We start from the raw sequence: 15,344 nt of genomic DNA on the forward strand, positions 1-15,344 counted from the left end.
GGCGGTATCCAGGGCTTTTCGGAGATTTTCAGCCGGGAATTGAGCGCGACGCGAGGTGCGCATCCCTCCCCCCTCTGCGGGGGAGGGTGGCCCCTGCGTCAGCAGGGGTCGGGAGAGGGGAACCCGGTGTCCGGAAAGGGCGCGGCCTTCACACAGCACAGAGCTACGTTCTGCGCCGTCGCTCCCCTCTCCCGACCTCCTTCGGGGGCCACCCTCCCCCGCAGAGGGGGGAGGGAGACGCGCGCCTCTCTCGGCACACGAAGCGGCAGCGTCGACAGCCCTACTCCGCCGCCACCCTTGCTGGTTCGCGCGGCACCTCGGCTTCCCGCTCACCCTCCGCCACCGCCTTCCGCCGGAAGACGCGCATCACCACCACAAAAAACACCGGCACGAAGAACACCGCCAGCACGGTGGCGGTGATCATCCCGCCCATCACGCCCGTGCCGATCGCCTGCTGGCTCTTCGAGGCGGCACCGGTCGCGATGGCCAGCGGCACCACGCCGAAGATGAAGGCCAGCGAGGTCATCACGATCGGCCGGAACCGGAGCGTCGCCGCCTCGATCGCCGCTCGCACCACCGAGGTCCCGGGCTTCCACAGGTCACGCGCGAATTCCACGATCAGGATCGCGTTCTTGGCCGAGAGGCCGATGATCGTGATCAGCCCGATCTTGAAGTACACGTCGTTGGGCATGCCGCGCAGGTGCACCGCCGCCACGGCGCCGATCACGCCAAGCGGGATCACCAGCAGCACCGAGACCGGGATCGCCCAGCTCTCGTAGAGCGCGGCGAGGCACAGGAACACGATCAGCACCGAGAGGGCGAGGAGCAGGGTCGCCTGGCTGCCCGCCTGCTTCTCCTGGTAGGACTGACCCGTCCAGGCGTAGCCGAACCCCTTGGGCAGCTGGAGCATCAGCCGCTCCATCTCACTGATCGCGTCGCCCGACGTGTAGCCGGGGTTCGGCTCGCCGGTGAAGCGCACCGACTGGTAGCCGTTGAAGCCGACGATCTGGCTCGGCCCCATGCCCCATTTCAGCTCCGCGAAGGACGACATCGGCACCATCGTTCCGCCAGCGTTCTTCACCGCGTAGTTGAGGATGTCGGAGGCGTTCATGCGCTGGAGCTGCTCGGCCTGCACGTAGACCCGCTGCATCTTGCCCCGGTTGGGGAAGTCGTTCGGATAGACCGAGCCGAGGTTGAGCTGGATCGTGGCGTTGATGTCCTCGAACTTGACGCCCAAGGCCGCCGCCTTCTCGCGGTCGATCACCAATTCCGCTTGCGGGGTCGGCGGCAGGCCCTCGATCTTCACCTTCTGAAGCACCGGGCTCTGCGAGGCCAGCTTCAGGAGTTGCTCCTGGGCCGAGAGCAGGGCCGCGTAGCCGCGGTTCGCCCGGTCCTGGAGGCGGAACGAGAAGCCGGCCGCGTTGCCGAGGTTGTCGACCGGCGGCGGTTCCTGGGCGTCCACGGTGGCGTCGCGGTAGGCGCTGAGCGCCGCGTTGGTGCCGGCCACGAGGGCGGCGGCCGAGTTCTTCGCGTCGCGCTCACCCCAGGGCTTGAGGGTCACGAAGGCCTGGCTGGTGCTCGGCGCCTGCCCCGAGAACGAGTAGCCGTTGAGCATCGTCACGGTGGCGACGCCCGGTTGCGCCAACAGGTACTCCTCGACCTTGCGCACGGCCTCCTGGGTGCGGTTGTAGGAGGCGCCCGGCGGCGTCTGGATGTCGACGGTGAAGAAGCCCTGGTCCTCCACCGGCAAAAACCCCTCCGGCAGGTTGACGAAGGCGTAGGCGGTGCCGGCCACCAGGGCCAAGTAGACCAGCATCACCCGGCCGGACTTGCGGATGAACGCCGCGGTGCCGCGGCCGTAGCGCGCCGTCTCCCGGTCGACGAACCGGTTGAACATCCCGAACACGCCGCCCTTCGCATGCCCGTGGCCCTTGGCCACCGGCTTCAGGAAGGTCGCGCAGAGCGCCGGGGTCAGCGACAGGGCGAGCAGCGCCGAGAACGCGATGGAGGTCACCATCGCGATCGAGAACTGCCGGTAGATGATGCCCACCGAGCCGGGGAAGAACGCCATCGGCACGAACACGGCCATCAGCACCAGGGTGATGCCGATGATCGCCCCGGTGATCTGCCCCATGGCCTTCTTGGTGGCCTCCTTGGGGGGCAGCCCCTCCTCGTTCATGATCCGCTCGACGTTCTCCACCACCACGATGGCGTCGTCGACCAGGATGCCGATGGCCAGCACCATGCCGAACATGGTGAGCACGTTCACCGAGAAGCCCGCGAGCCACATCACCGTGACCGTGCCCATCAGGGCAATCGGCACCACGATGGTGGGGATCAGGGTGTAGCGGATGTTCTGCAGGAACAGGAACATCACGAGGAAGACCAGCACCACCGCCTCGACCAGCGTGTGCAGCACCTTCTCGATCGAGGCCTCCACCGCCGGGGTGATGTCGTAGGGGATGTCCCACTTCAGGTCCGGCGGGAAGAACTGGGACAGCTCGACCATCTTGGCGCGGATCGCCTTGGCGGTCTCGAGGGCGTTGCCGTCGGGGGCGAGCGTCACCGAGATGCCGGCGGCCGGGCCGCCGTTGAGGCGGGTGGAGAACTGGTAGGCGTCGCCGCCGAGTTCGATCCGGGCGACGTCGCGCAGGCGCACGTTCGAGCCGTCGGGATTGGCCCGCAGCACGACGGCGCCGAACTCCTCGATCGTGCCGAGCTGGCCCTTGACGATGATCGGCACGGTGAGCGCCTGCCGGGTCGGGCTCGGCTGCGCGCCGACCGAGCCGGAGGCGACCTGGACGTTCTGGTTGCGGATCGCGTCGGTCACGTCCGAGGCGCTGAGCGAGAGGCCGCGCAGCTTGTCGGGATCGACCCAGACCCGCAGCGAGCGCTCGGTGGAGTAGAGCGTCGCGCGCCCGACCCCGGGGATGCGGCGGATCTCGTTGATGACGTTGCGGATCAGGAAGTCGCCGAGGCCGACCTCGTCCATCGAGCCGTCCTTGGAGACCAGCGTGATGATGTTGAGTGTGGCGGCCGAGGCCTCCTCCACCAGGATGCCCTGCTGGCGCACCTCGGCCGGCAGGCGCGCCTCCACGCGCTTCAGGCGGTTCTGCACCTCCACGGAGGCGAGCGCCGGGTCGGTGCCGGGCTGGAAGGTGGCGGTGATGTTGACCGAGCCGAACGAGTCGGTGGTCGACTCGAAGTTCATGATGTTGGCCGCGCCGTTCAGCTCATCCTCGATCAGCCGGGTCGTGCCGATATAGAGGCTCTCCACCGAGGCGCCGGGATAGGCCGTCGAGAGGGCGATCGAGGGAGGCGCGATCACCGGGTACTGCGCCACCGGCAGGTTCGGGATGGCGAGCGCCCCGCCCAGGCAGATGAACAGGGCCACCACCCAGGCGAAGACCGGCCGGTCGATGAAGAAGCGTGCCATGGTCGGGGTCTTCCGCGGTCAGTGGCGCTGGGCGGCGGCGGCGCGCTGGCCGGTCTCCGCCTTGTCGCCGGAACTCGGGTCACCCGGTGCGTCGGGGGCCTCGTCGGCGTCGTGCTTCGGGCCGGTCTCGCCGTGGATCGGGGTCTGGTCGAGGGGCTTCACCTTGGCGCCCACGGTGATCTTCTGGAAGCCGTCGACCACGACCCGCTCGCCGGCCTTGAGCCCGGACCGGATCAGCCAGTTCTGGCCGACCACCGGCCCGACCTCCACGGGCTGGCGCATCACGGTCTCGTCGGCGCGCACCACCCAGACCTCGGCGCGGCCGTCGTCGGTGCGCTGGATCGCCTGCTGCGGCACCGCGATGGCGTCGGAATCGATGCCCTGCTTGATCCGCGCCCGCACGTACATGCCGGGAAACAGCTCGTCGTGCGGGTTGGGGAACTGCACGCGCAGGGTCACCTGCCCGGTGCTCGGGTCGGCGGTGACGTCCGAGAACAGCAGCCGGCCCGCCAGCGGGTAGAGGGAGCCGTCGTCCATGATCAGGTGGACGTTGGCGGTGTTCTCCTCCAGCCGTGCCAGCTCGCCGCTGGCGAGGTCCCGGCGCAGGCGGTTCAATTCGCCGACCGACTGGGTGATGTCGACGTAGATCGGGTCGAGCTGCTGGATCGTCGCGAGCGCGCCGGTGGAGCCCGGCTCGATCAGCGTGCCCTCGGTGAGCAGCGCCCGGCCGATGCGGCCGGTGATCGGCGCGCGCACGTCGGTCCAGCCGAGGTTGAGCTGCGCCCGGTCGCGGGCCGCCTTGGCGCCGGCGACCTCAGCCTCCGCCTGCTTCCGGGCGGCGTAAGCGGCATCGTACTGGGCTTGGCTGGCGGTGGCGCGGGCGAGCAATTGCTCCAGCCGGTCGGCCTGCTGGCGGGCGAGCACCAGGGCGGCCTCCTGGCGGGCGAGCACGGCCTCTGCGCTGGCCAGATCGACCTCGAAAGGGGCGGGGTCGATCTTGTAGAGGATATCGCCCTCCTTGACCTGGCTGCCCTGCTCGAACAGCCGCTTCACCACGAGGCCGGAGACCCGGGAGCGCACCTCGGCGATGCGCATCGGCGCGACGCGGCCCGGCAGGTCGCGCAGGTACGGGATCGCCTGGGGCTCGACCTTGACGAAGCCGACCTCCGGCACGGGCGGGGCCGGCGCGGCGGCCTGCTTGGGGTTGCAGGCCGCCAAGGCGAGCAGAAGCGCGGCCGCGGGCAGGAGCGCCGAGGCACGGCGCGGCGACGGGATTCGGGTAGGGAGATTGCGGGTCACGGGTACCGACGCTCCTGAGAACATGCGTCTGCTGGGGCTGGCGCGGAGCGAGGAACCGCGCATCGTCGAGGCGGATCCCGGGACCGGTTCGCGACCGGTCAACCGAGATCAGGACAGGCGCGACCCTCGCCGGCCATCGGGCCGGGGGCGCGCGTCAGGCCAGCCGTGGGGGCCGGTGCAGCGAGCCGTCCGGCGCGGAGGTCGGCGCGGCGTCGGACCTGTAGACGAACGATGCGGAGGCCGTGTGACGGGGCCGCGGAGCCTCGATCGGCGGTCGCGGCAATCCCAGCTCGGTGAGGATCTCGCTGTCGGCGGGGCAGAGGTCGGTGCGGCCCAGGCCCGACCGTTCGGTCTCCGGCTGCGCATCCGATGTTCCCGACAGGACCGCCATCCGGGCGCCCGCGACGGCGCAGGCCGCTCCCTCCGCCGGCGCGGCCCCGGCCGGCGCAGGCATGGCGAAGACGGCCGCCATCGCGAGGACGAGCAGCGTCAGCACGGCGAGGCCCCGGGCGAGGCGGTCCGGCGAGACCGCGACGCGGCGGGCCAGGAGGGCGACGGATCGGATCACGAACGCGAGATAAGCATGGCCGTCGCCGGGTTCAATCACCCACGGCGTCGCGGCGCGTCGATGGGGTCCGTGCGCGCGTGTTGCGCGAACATCACAACCATCAAGGGAAGTGTCCGTCCGGGAGATCTGGCCTCAACCTCGCCGCGAAGTCCGGGCGGGTTCGCCGCAAGACCGGGCCCGCGCCGCTGAAGCAGGGCCCGTGGCAGACAAGGACGAAGACCATGTCGAGACGGATCGCGCTGCTCGGGCTCGCCGGGCTGCTGCTCGGGAGCGCCCCCGCTTCGGCGAACCCGCTGGACCGGGGCCCGATCGCGGATTTCCTCAATGTCTTCCGCAGCCAGGCGATCCCCCGCGAGACGGTGGCGTGGACCGGCACGGAGAAGCCCGGCACGATCGTGGTCTCGACCCGCCAGCGCCGGCTCTACTACGTGCTGGGCGGCGGCGCGGCGGTCCGCTACGGGGTCGGGGTCGGCCGGCAGGGTTTTTCGTGGTCCGGCACCAAGACCGTCACGATGAAGAAGGAATGGCCGGACTGGCGCCCGCCGCAGCAGATGCTGGCCCGCCGCCCGGACCTGCCGCGCTACATGGCGGGCGGCCAGGACAACCCGCTGGGCGCCCGCGCCCTGTATCTCGGTTCCTCGCTCTACCGAATCCACGGCTCGAACGAACCCGAGACGATGGGCGCTGCGGTCTCGTCGGGCTGCATCCGCATGACAAACAAGGATGTGGTCGACCTGTACGATCGCGCCCAGGTCGGCACCAAGGTGATCGTGCGCGACTGACTGTGCCGAGCGGGACGTTTGTCGGCGGGAGCGGGTAGCGTGTCGGCCTGGGCGCGCGACGCTTGCCGGCACGCGCCCGGGCCAGCCCGATCCTCGAGTTCCGCCTCCGAATGCGTGACGGGCGCCCGAGGCATCGAGTCCGCGCCGGCAGTATCGACCCTCCTCGGAGTGGACGCCCGAGACCGCAGGCCGTGCCGGATGATGCCGATCACGCCGAGCGGAAGGGATCCGGGCGGCCGAGGCCGAGAGTGACGTCGCTCGCGAAACCTCGGACGGCTTGGCCGTCCTCGCTTTTGGCCCCGGGTCCCGCACGATCTGCCGGACCAGACCGGTCGCCCGCTCAGCACGGTGTCGTCGCTCAACACGGACGGTGATCACCGCCGCCTGCGCGACCACGTGCTGACCGACCTCGCTCGGCGCAGTCGGAGGGGGCCCTTCAGCCGCGCGACCGCGTCGCGCAAGGCCCGGTTGTCGTCCGTCAAGGCGCGGACCTGACCGATCAAATCGACCACGAGCCCACGAAGTGCGCTCAGCGGGAGGGCATCCGAGCCAGCGGGATTCGGCACCGCCATGCCGAGTATTGAATCACGCCGCGGCCGACCCGTAAAACGCCACCGCCCGGATATCTGGCCCGGTTACGCCCTGCGCTCGGTAAGTCCTCGCTCTCGGGTTGCTTCTTGTGGTGCCTGACACTACCTGCCCTCTCTGCGAGGTGGTCAATGGTCGCGCCAGCGAGGTCTCTGTCCGTCGTGGCCTTCGCCTTTGTGGCCGGGGTGGCCAGCACAAGCGCGTTCATGTCTGGCGGCGATGCCCGCAGGGATCCCCCGAGGGCGTCGCCCGCGCCCTCCCTGACCGAGCGCTTGCGGGCCGAAGCCCACGGACAGTCGCTGCCCTGGTCGGATCCGCCCAAGGCCGGTATGCCTCCGGCGCCGGCGAAGCTTACCTTCACACCCGGTCCGACGGAACCGCCCGTAGACAGCGCCAAGGTCGCCGCGGATGGGCAGAGGAGTCCGGTTCCGCGGGCCGGGCCCGCGCCTGTGCATCTGCCGGATGAGGACAGCAGCCGTCCTCAGACGAGGCTCGCCGAGCGGGATCCGCGTGGTCGCGCGGTGTCGGATTTGCAGGGAGTCCGCCCCGAGTCCCGGGCGAGTTCCGGGCGCGCCCTTGACGAGAACAGCGGGCATTCCCGGGCTCGGGTCGCCGACATGGCTGGCCCTGCGTCCAAGCCCTATCCCGCCCTACCCCGGAACCTGCCCGCGCTGGATGCCGTCAACCGAGCCCGGCCGGCCGGGTGGCAGCCCGAGCACAGCCGTCCGCGCGCGACCGCCCCCAGCCCCGCCAGATCGGTGCGCCTGGCCGATCGCGACGTCCGCGACGCGGACGTCGCCCTGCCACGCCGCGCCCGTCAGGTTCGCGCTGAGGCACCCGACCAACCGTTCGAGGATGGGCCGCGCGGGAGTCCACGCCGGAGCGTCGCCGCTTCGGACGGGCTGATGCGTTGGCTCTCCGGGACGGGCGGCCGTTTCTAGAGCCGCGACCGTTCGCGTTGCGATCGGGCGCGGCTCCAAGCCTTTGTTTCACCGCGCTCCCCAACGCCGAACCGGCGTCCACTTCGGCCGAGAGCGCTCCGAGCGTTACCTGCCCAGGAGTTCTGTGCATGCCGAGACCGTCCCTTCCGCTGCTCTGCGCCGGCCTCGTCCTGGGTTCGTCCCAGGCCTGGGCACTATCGGGCACGGAGATGCAGCGGCGGACGGCCGCCATCGCCGAGCGCTATCTGGCGATCTGGTCGTCGAACGACGGCGGCGCGGTCGCGGGCGTGCCGTACATGTACGGGCCGACGGTGCAGTTCTACGGGCGACCCTATACCCAGGGGCAACTCGTCAACGAGAAGCGGGCCGCGATCCGCCAGTGGCCGCTACGCCGGTACGCTATCCGGCCCGGGACCCTGCGCGTGATCTGCAACGTGCCCCAGTCGAAATGCGCCGCGCGTTCCATCATCGATTTCACGGTGGCCAATCCGGCCCGGGGCACGCGCAAGGCGGGCTCAGCCCGGTTCGACCTCGGCGTCAGCTACGCGGGCCGGCGGCCGCGCATCCTGTACGAGGGCGGAAGCCTGGGGCGCCGCCGGGAGGGGTGAGCCCGAGACGGGCGGCCGATCCGTGGCCTGCCCGTGCGTTCTCCATGGGCGACCCTGAGCGGTCGCCATGCGGCGGCTGCCTCGAGCGATCACGCGAGCTATGCCGGCGGCCGCGCTCGCCGCCACCGCGTGTTCGCCGTGCCTGGCTCAACGCCGGCCTGGAGGCCGACGCCCAACGGCGGCGGGCAAGCCCGTGAACACCTGTTCCCCCGACTGCCGGACCAGGGCGCGAGACGACGCCTGCGAGACGTATGCCGATCCCGGGCGGGAGCACCTGTTCTTCGACAGGTGCATGGGGCGATAGCCGGCATGCGCGCCCCGCAAAAGCGTTGAACCGGCTTGACCCGGCGCGCGTGGGGCTGCCTCTCGCGCGGACCGTCCGGTCAGGCCATGCGGTCGAGACATGCGCGTGCGCGGGTCGGCAAACGGCAGGTCTCGGAGTGGACCTTCCGCGGGATCGGCACGTTGATCGGGATGAACGTTCAGCCATCCCCCGCGCCGGACCGCGCCCGCCTCGCCCTCACGGAGGCCGCTCTCGCGGCCGCCGATAGCCTGTGGCGGTCCGAGATGCGTCGAAACTACGGACCGGACGGGGTGCTGACCTACGCCTTCTCGCCGGAAGGACAGGGCGGACTCGGTACGCCACTTCGGCGGAGCTACGAGGCCCGCCGCGTGGCGATCGCGTTGTGGCGCCACGAACGGCATCGCGCGCCCCGGTTGCCATGATCGCCCCCGCGCGCGCCTTCGCGTCGGTTTTCTCCGGGTTCGCGAGGGTGCTGGAGGGCTCGGGATGACCACGATGAGCCATTCCGACCGCGGCCGATCCCTCTACGCGAGCCCCAACGGCGATGACTGGCAGCTGCTGCTCGAACCCGTGACGGGGCAGTGTTTCGTCCGGCATACAGGCAACATTTCCTCGGGCGGACACGTGACGGATATCGACCTTGCCTCGTTCCTGGCATCCGGCCGCAACGGGCCTGAGCATCAGGCGCTCTGGCGACTGATCGGTACACTTGTCGATATTGCATAGGCTGCGGGCCCGATGGCCCGTCGACCGTAGGCCATGCGTAACGGGTGCCGTCGACGATCGTGCAGCCGAACGCGGCTTCCGCGGAGGCGAACCCGCGAAAACTCAGAGGCCGCGTTGCAGGGCAAATATTTCGCGGACGGCGGGGTGCAAAGCGCGCGTTTAAACTATGTGGTTGTGATTTCCACGCCAGTGGCGTATAGATGATTCATCGATTTTAGGCCAGATATTCGGCCGTATCGCCTCAACAGGGCGAGCGCTCTGCATCTTTCCCATTTTCGACGATCAGCGGCCGGGCGCGTGCGATCCATGCGCCCGACCAAATTTGTTTGTCTGCACTGATATGGAATACCCATGACCATCGGCACCGTTAAATGGTTCAACGATACCAAAGGCTTCGGCTTCATCCAGCCGGATGATGGCGGCAAGGACGTCTTCGTCCACATCTCGGCCGTCGAACGCGCCGGCATGCAGGGCCTGAACGAGGGCCAGAAGATCTCCTACGAGATGGAGACCGACCGCCGTACCGGAAAGCAGTCGGCAGGCAGCCTCCAGGCCGCTTGAGGCCCGCGCGTCCGCTCGCGGCGCGCTTCGAGGCCGTTCCCATCGTGGAACGGCTTCATCCATGTCTCGCCACCGAGGCCGTGCTCCGGTGGAAATCAGGAGTCTCTGTGAATCCCTTCAAAGCCGACCAATTCGTCACCCGCCTCGAAGCGACGGCCAAGGCCCGGGCGGCCACGTTGGCCTTGTTCCGGGCGCGCCCGGCGGCCAATGATCCGGTCGTCCTTGCCCAGGAGGCGGCGCGGCGTGCCGTCGTTCAGGCGCGTGACGTGCGGGCAGCCGCCCGACAATCGGACCGTCTCGCCGCTGAGGCAGAGCGTGAGGTCGCGGCCCAGGCCGAAGCGGCACGTCTCGCGGCCGAACGCGTCCGCGAGGCATCCGAGAAGGCAGAGCGGCAGGTGGCCCTCGTGGCCGAGCAGAAGGCTGCGCGCGACGCGCGTTTTGCGGCCCGCAAAGCGCGCGCCCGCCGGTAGTCGAGCCAATCCGACGAGCGCCATCATTTTGGAGGACGCCCCATGTCTCACAAGTACAAGATCGGTCAGCACGTCCGGCAGTTGGGTCTCAGCTATGCCGGCCAGAAGAGCATCGTCGACGGCCTGTTCGAGGTGGTCCGCCTCACACCGGATGATCGTGCCGGCGAGCCGACCTACCGGATCAGATCCGCGGGCGGCGAGCGGGCCGTGCGCGAAGGCGAACTCGTCCTCGCCTCCTGAACGGTCCGGCCGGTCGGCCTGCGGGGCACACGACGGCGTTCCGAAACGCGCGTCGGATGGGACCGCAGGCTTCCGGAGATTCCGGGGCGTGCGCTACCACCGTCGCACGCCCGGCGTACGATCCCCCGGTGTACGATCCCTTATACGATCCCTTGGCTTCGCGCCGGGCGGCCGTCAGGCGCCCAGCACGCGCCGCGGGTCCCCAGCCTCAAGCGTCAGGCAGACCGCCGCCCGATTCGTGAACGGACGGTGGCGCTCCGGCTCAAGATGGCGCATAGCCCCACGATCCCTCCGCGCAATCCCGTGCCCTGGGCGACGAAGCGGAGGCCAAGATGGCACGCGAATTCACGACCGGCAAAGCGCAGGCCGTCACGCCTGAAGACTTCAACGAGCGGGTAAAGCGACTCCTGGCCGGCAAGCCAGAGCCCTTCAAACCCGAACCGAAGGCCAGGAATTTCAAGACCAACAGGCTGCCGCAGAAAGCCTGACGACGCGTCCCCGGCGTCCGCCGGATTGCGGACGCCGATCCGGTTTCCTCCGGGACTCGCGGGAGCCGACGGTACGATGCGCCCGGTCGGCGCACCGGGCAGGAGGGTGCACGGCGGAGTGCAGCGACGCGACAGCGAGGGCCGGTCGATCACCAGCGAAACACGTCTCTGCGATGGCGGACGAGAAGCGGCACCGAGATCGGCCGCGACCCCGGTTTCGGATCGATCCTGCGGTCCCTGCACGCTGTGCTGCCGGGTCCTGGAGATCCAGGTCCTCGGCAAGCCCGCGGGAATCCTTTGCCGACACAACACCGGAACGGGATGCGGGATCTATCGCGAACGCCCGGAGATCTGCGCCCGGTGGCATTGCCTCTGGCGCAGGGTCGGCGCGCTGCCGGACGCGCTCAGGCCGGATCGATCCGGCGTGATATTCTCGTTGGATAGCCGCCCCCCGGCGGCCGACGCGCCGGAGGGGGCCTGTATCGTCGGTCGCGCCGTGGGTGACCCCCAAGATCTCGACCGACCGGAGACGGTCGAAGGGTTCGCGATGTTCGTTCGCGAGGGATCCTTGCCGGTGTGGAAGGTATCCGGGCGCGCCGCGACCCTGCTGCATCCGGGCCTGCAGCTTCCGCCGCCGTGAGGGTCTGCCGGCAGCGCGGGCGCCGGAGGCTGTCCCTGTGCTGATCCGCAGGCGAACCGATGCGGGATTGGATCGTGATCCGGGGAGCCCGCCTCCTCACCCCCGCCGATCCCGCGGAAGGTCGAACGGGACGGTCATACGAAGCCCGAGGATCGGCGAGATATGTTACGAAGTCCGTCAGGGAGCGTCCTTCGCGGACCGATCAGGAGAAGTCGATGCCCGTCATCCGGTGGCTGATCTCCAAAACGATCCACTTCTTTCTCGGTAGCGCGCACGAGCGCAGATCCAATGCGATCGCCAAGCAGAAGGAAGACGGAACATTCGAGGGCACGTCCGCGGGCAAGGCCCACAATTTCGAAGAACAATATGCGGCGGCTGTGCGGCTCCTCAGGACACGGATCGATCAGGATTTCCCTGATACCTACTATGCACGGCTCAGCTCGGGCCGAAACAGCGCCTACGATTACGGACAGGACCGCGCCGTCGCCATCGACACCATGTCGATCGCCATAGCGATGGCGCTGCGGAACGGCGCCACCGTTCAGCAGGCCGCCATGGCCGGCGCAGCGAGCATCGGCATCTGATGTGAGACGGGTGGCGCACCGCGCTTCGCCTGCCGGTTCGGTCCGATCGTCGTCCTCCGGCGAGCGACCCGAGCAGCGAAGCGACTGCGGCGGGGCGTTTCAGCGCGGCCGTCCGTCAGAGGGGCCGCGCGGGGGAGGCGTCAGGCCCTCAACCCGCAGTTTCAGCCGGGTGGTTCGGATCGCCTCCACGGTCCGCCGCGGAACATCCCGGGCGATGCCGTCAGCTTCAAGACCTGTGCGTTCATCGATCAACGGCCTTCGCGCCTGAAGGCCGGGATGCTGCGCCCTGCGGACGACCTTCGTGATCGGCTTCCGCATCACCGGGCACATCCGCGGCCGACCGGGGACTGCCATGCGCAGCGATTGTGGAGGTCGAGCGTCGCCTCAGCCTCGGCCGGCGGTTTTCATGGCCGCCGCGACGGTCCCCTTCGTCGAGGGCGCCGCCGCGTTGGTCTTGGGCACGGGCTGCTTCGGCTTTTTGGTTTCCCGGTTTCCGCGCTTCTTTTCCGTTGCCATGATTTCGCTCCTCGATCCGCCTGATAGAGTCGATACGACCGTCTTCACCCCTCCGTCGTCGGCTGATCCGCCAGTACCCGGATCGTGGTCGCGATCGGGAAGTCGAACGTGCCGAGTACGGCGACGAGGCGGTTGCTGGCCCAGAGTTCCGCACGGTGCCCCGCGATCAATTCCTGTGCCTGCCGCGTGGCGTCACCGTCGTCGCGGGCCGTGATGATGCAGGTCGCGACCACGCCACCGCTCGGGGCGAGCCGATGGACCTGATAAGTGCGGCGCGCGTGCCGTGAGCGGGGTTTGGCGGGGAAGTTGATGAGGTCTGCCACGCGCGCCTGTCCGTTGCAGGCGGGGGCTTGAACCCTCAGTCACCGGAGCCTGGATCAGCCGATCCGGTGATGCCGATACTCTGCGCCTTCGCGATCGACAAAGATAGCCCCGATGGGGACGCGTGTTCCCGCAGCCTGCCAAGGCCTTGGTACCCACATCGGCAGGCGAAGGACGTGCCGGTACCGAGCGGGCGGCGCAGCCGGCGCGAGGTGCTTGATGTCCGCTCAGCAACGCAGCGCACGGGAGCCCCCCTTCGAGGCCCGCTGGCGCGGACACCTTGTGATGCCGGGGGCGAGTGGGATCACCCAATGACGCCGACCACAGGTAACCGTCGTGGACTGTGTTGCGACACGAGCGCGGGCGGCTTCGAGGCCTCGCCGTGATGGCGACGCGGGCGATTGTTGAGACCGTCGCCGCCGACATGCCGCCGCGCACGGACGACGAGCGCTCCGCCGAGGCGCGCACGGATCGACGCGGCGTCGGCGGAGCGGCCGGCCCGATCAGGCTAAAATGTCCGCGATCAGATGGCGGTTCGCGCGGATGGACGCGATGGTCCGGTCGATCTCGCGCAGAAGGAGTTCCGCGGCGGCACGGGTCTCCGGACTATCGAGCCGGCCAGCGACGATCCGTGCCTGTTGCGCACGACGCAGCTCGGCCTTGGCAAGGTCCTGTTCCGCCTGCGCGAGTATCTCCCGGAGGTAGGCGTCGGGCGGTGTCGGCATGGTGGGTAGCAGCGCCCTGTCGATGATATTACCTCCGCCGCGCGACCCGGTCACGGGCAACGCGTCTCGATTGAGCCGGTAGATCAGACGGTGAAGATCTGCAGGAGGGCTCCGAGACTCCCTAATGCCGCGGTGCTGATCCCGGAGACGAGGATGATATCCCCGCTCGCGATATGCTGCGACACCGGCGCAAAACGGTAGGCTGCTGACGTCAGCGCGACGCCGAACAGAGCGATCGCCAGAGCGACGGCCATCAGGAATGTCATCGGGATGATCCTTGTCCGCCAGCGGCGGGACTGACCATCGCGCGGATATGTACAACGTGGGAAATAGAAGAAATATCCATCTGCAAACGACAAGATTTCGAATGATCGAAATTCTTGGCGATCCGAAGCGAAACAGCCGCTCTTCACGATGAAATCACCTCTGGTCGTCGAGCAGCAGACCTGTGGCCCGCGTGAATGCCTCACCGTCGTGCAACGCCGTCACGCTTGAACAGCCCAATCAGGGCGGACGGTCACGCAGGGCGATCCGAGCTGCGCCGAGACCGGTGATGGCGGCGGGCGGCTCTAAGCCTTTGTTGCGACGCGCGCTCTTGCGCCGAACCGGTGTCGGATTCGGCGCAGGAGCGCTCGAACGCATCGGCGCTGGGGCCCCAGCGGGGACGCGTTGCCCTGGCTACCCCGTGGGCACGGCCCAGCATCCAATCATAAGGTTGGCACTTTCAGGCGGCGAGTGCTAACGGTGGGTCGATCGAGCGGCGGCGACAGTCCCGCCGTTATCTGTCCCGCGACAGCGCCAACCATGTCGGTTGGATCTCGCTTGGGAACGATCAGGATCTTACGATGAACTTCCGTCCGCTGCACGACCGCGTGGTGCTCCGTCGCATTGAAGGCGAGGAGAAGACCAAGGGCGGCATCATCATCCCCGATACGGTCAAGGAGAAGCCGCAGGAGGGCGAGGTCGTCGCCGCGGGACCGGGCGTGCGGGACGAGGCGGGCAAGATCATCGCGCTCGAGGTCAAGGCCGGCGACCGCGTCCTGTTCGGCAAGTGGTCCGGCACCGAGGTCAAGATCGACGGTCAGGACCTCCTGATCATGAAGGAATCCGACATCCTGGGCGTCATCGCCTAACCCGGCTCAAGCCGCTCAGAACCGCGCGACGATCCGCCCTTCGAGGCGCCCGCTGGGGCGCGCCTCGGGGCCAAACGACAGATGATGAGGTCCCAACCATGTCCGCCAAAGACGTCCGCTTCTCGGTCGATGCCCGCGATAAGATGCTGCGCGGCGTCGAGCTGCTCGCCAACGCGGTGAAGGTGACGCTCGGTCCGAAGGGCCGCAACGTCGTGATAGAGAAGAGGTTCGACGCCGCGCGCATCACCAATGACGGCGTGACCGTCACAGAGGAGATCCAGCCCGTCCACAAGCTCGCTGACGTAGCCGGCCAGATGGTGCGTGAAGTGGACTCCAACGCGACCGCGCGCGCCGGTGCAGACCCCACCACCGCGGCGGTCCCCGCCGCCGCCATCGTCCAGCAGCCCGTGCTCG

19 protein-coding genes are annotated in these 15,344 nt (G+C 68.8%); 12 read left to right on the plus strand and 7 right to left on the minus strand.

Features of this window, described 5'->3' with window-relative positions:
- Positions 1 to 280 precede the first annotated feature (280 nt).
- The 3 genes from MKK75_RS13285 to MKK75_RS13295 form a co-directional block, all read right to left on the minus strand.
- Entirely contained in the window at positions 281 to 3,436 is a 3,156-nt protein-coding gene (locus MKK75_RS13285; protein WP_244043029.1) for an efflux RND transporter permease subunit, read from the minus strand.
- Between the two features lie 18 nt (positions 3,437 to 3,454).
- Entirely contained in the window at positions 3,455 to 4,759 is a 1,305-nt protein-coding gene (locus MKK75_RS13290; RefSeq protein ID WP_244043030.1) for an efflux RND transporter periplasmic adaptor subunit, read from the minus strand.
- A 130-nt stretch (positions 4,760 to 4,889) separates the two neighbouring features.
- Positions 4,890 to 5,342 (minus strand): hypothetical protein, encoded by a 453-nt coding sequence (locus MKK75_RS13295; protein WP_244043031.1) that lies wholly within the window; start codon positions 5,340 to 5,342, stop codon positions 4,890 to 4,892.
- A 182-nt stretch (positions 5,343 to 5,524) separates the two neighbouring features.
- Here MKK75_RS13295 and MKK75_RS13300 point away from each other — a divergent pair, with 182 nt between their 5' ends.
- From MKK75_RS13300 to MKK75_RS13345, 10 genes are all read left to right on the plus strand, one after another.
- Positions 5,525 to 6,085 carry a L,D-transpeptidase gene (locus MKK75_RS13300; RefSeq protein ID WP_244043032.1) on the plus strand — a complete coding sequence of 187 codons (561 nt, stop codon included), beginning with the start codon at positions 5,525 to 5,527 and terminating at the stop codon, positions 6,083 to 6,085.
- A 1,657-nt stretch (positions 6,086 to 7,742) separates the two neighbouring features.
- The gene (locus MKK75_RS13305) at positions 7,743 to 8,222 is read left to right on the plus strand and encodes a hypothetical protein (protein ID WP_244043033.1); all 480 of its coding nucleotides are present in this window, start codon (positions 7,743 to 7,745) and stop codon (positions 8,220 to 8,222) included.
- Positions 8,223 to 8,612: 390 nt separating this feature from the next.
- Positions 8,613 to 8,948, plus strand: coding sequence for a hypothetical protein (locus tag MKK75_RS13310; RefSeq protein WP_244043034.1), 336 nt, complete (start codon positions 8,613 to 8,615; stop codon positions 8,946 to 8,948).
- 64 nt (positions 8,949 to 9,012) lie between these two features.
- Positions 9,013 to 9,252, plus strand: coding sequence for a hypothetical protein (locus MKK75_RS13315; protein WP_244043035.1), 240 nt, complete (start codon positions 9,013 to 9,015; stop codon positions 9,250 to 9,252).
- A 351-nt stretch (positions 9,253 to 9,603) separates the two neighbouring features.
- Positions 9,604 to 9,813, plus strand: coding sequence for a cold-shock protein (locus MKK75_RS13320; RefSeq protein ID WP_244043036.1), 210 nt, complete (start codon positions 9,604 to 9,606; stop codon positions 9,811 to 9,813).
- A 107-nt stretch (positions 9,814 to 9,920) separates the two neighbouring features.
- Complete coding sequence (locus MKK75_RS13325) at positions 9,921 to 10,283, plus strand: DUF6481 family protein (RefSeq protein WP_244043037.1); 363 nt, start codon at positions 9,921 to 9,923, stop codon at positions 10,281 to 10,283.
- Between the two features lie 42 nt (positions 10,284 to 10,325).
- The gene (locus MKK75_RS13330; protein WP_244043038.1) at positions 10,326 to 10,523 is read left to right on the plus strand and encodes a hypothetical protein; all 198 of its coding nucleotides are present in this window, start codon (positions 10,326 to 10,328) and stop codon (positions 10,521 to 10,523) included.
- A 332-nt stretch (positions 10,524 to 10,855) separates the two neighbouring features.
- Positions 10,856 to 11,011, plus strand: coding sequence for a hypothetical protein (locus MKK75_RS13335; protein ID WP_244043039.1), 156 nt, complete (start codon positions 10,856 to 10,858; stop codon positions 11,009 to 11,011).
- A 76-nt stretch (positions 11,012 to 11,087) separates the two neighbouring features.
- Complete coding sequence (locus MKK75_RS13340) at positions 11,088 to 11,651, plus strand: hypothetical protein (protein ID WP_244043040.1); 564 nt, start codon at positions 11,088 to 11,090, stop codon at positions 11,649 to 11,651.
- 215 nt (positions 11,652 to 11,866) lie between these two features.
- Positions 11,867 to 12,235, plus strand: coding sequence for a hypothetical protein (locus MKK75_RS13345; protein ID WP_244043041.1), 369 nt, complete (start codon positions 11,867 to 11,869; stop codon positions 12,233 to 12,235).
- Positions 12,236 to 12,619: 384 nt separating this feature from the next.
- Here the strand turns inward: MKK75_RS13345 and MKK75_RS35725 are convergent, their stop codons facing one another.
- The 4 genes from MKK75_RS35725 to MKK75_RS13360 all read right to left on the minus strand — a co-directional run bounded on the left by MKK75_RS35725 (position 12,620) and on the right by MKK75_RS13360 (position 14,063).
- Positions 12,620 to 12,751 carry a hypothetical protein gene (locus tag MKK75_RS35725; protein WP_279593846.1) on the minus strand — a complete coding sequence of 44 codons (132 nt, stop codon included), beginning with the start codon at positions 12,749 to 12,751 and terminating at the stop codon, positions 12,620 to 12,622.
- Between the two features lie 44 nt (positions 12,752 to 12,795).
- Positions 12,796 to 13,074 (minus strand): hypothetical protein, encoded by a 279-nt coding sequence (locus tag MKK75_RS13350; RefSeq protein ID WP_244043042.1) that lies wholly within the window; start codon positions 13,072 to 13,074, stop codon positions 12,796 to 12,798.
- Between the two features lie 501 nt (positions 13,075 to 13,575).
- Entirely contained in the window at positions 13,576 to 13,851 is a 276-nt protein-coding gene (locus MKK75_RS13355; protein ID WP_244043043.1) for a hypothetical protein, read from the minus strand.
- Between the two features lie 29 nt (positions 13,852 to 13,880).
- Positions 13,881 to 14,063 (minus strand): hypothetical protein, encoded by a 183-nt coding sequence (locus MKK75_RS13360; RefSeq protein ID WP_244043044.1) that lies wholly within the window; start codon positions 14,061 to 14,063, stop codon positions 13,881 to 13,883.
- 579 nt (positions 14,064 to 14,642) lie between these two features.
- On the opposite strand from MKK75_RS13360, the gene groES reads away from it, so the two are divergent.
- The gene (groES, locus tag MKK75_RS13365) at positions 14,643 to 14,930 is read left to right on the plus strand and encodes a co-chaperone GroES (RefSeq protein WP_244043045.1); all 288 of its coding nucleotides are present in this window, start codon (positions 14,643 to 14,645) and stop codon (positions 14,928 to 14,930) included.
- Between the two features lie 98 nt (positions 14,931 to 15,028).
- Positions 15,029 to 15,344, plus strand: a 316-nt coding sequence (locus tag MKK75_RS13370) for a TCP-1/cpn60 chaperonin family protein (RefSeq protein WP_279593847.1), incomplete at its 3' end; no start/stop codon positions are given.

Source organism: Methylobacterium sp. J-030 (assembly GCF_022829545.1).
Classification (GTDB): domain Bacteria; phylum Pseudomonadota; class Alphaproteobacteria; order Rhizobiales; family Beijerinckiaceae; genus Methylobacterium.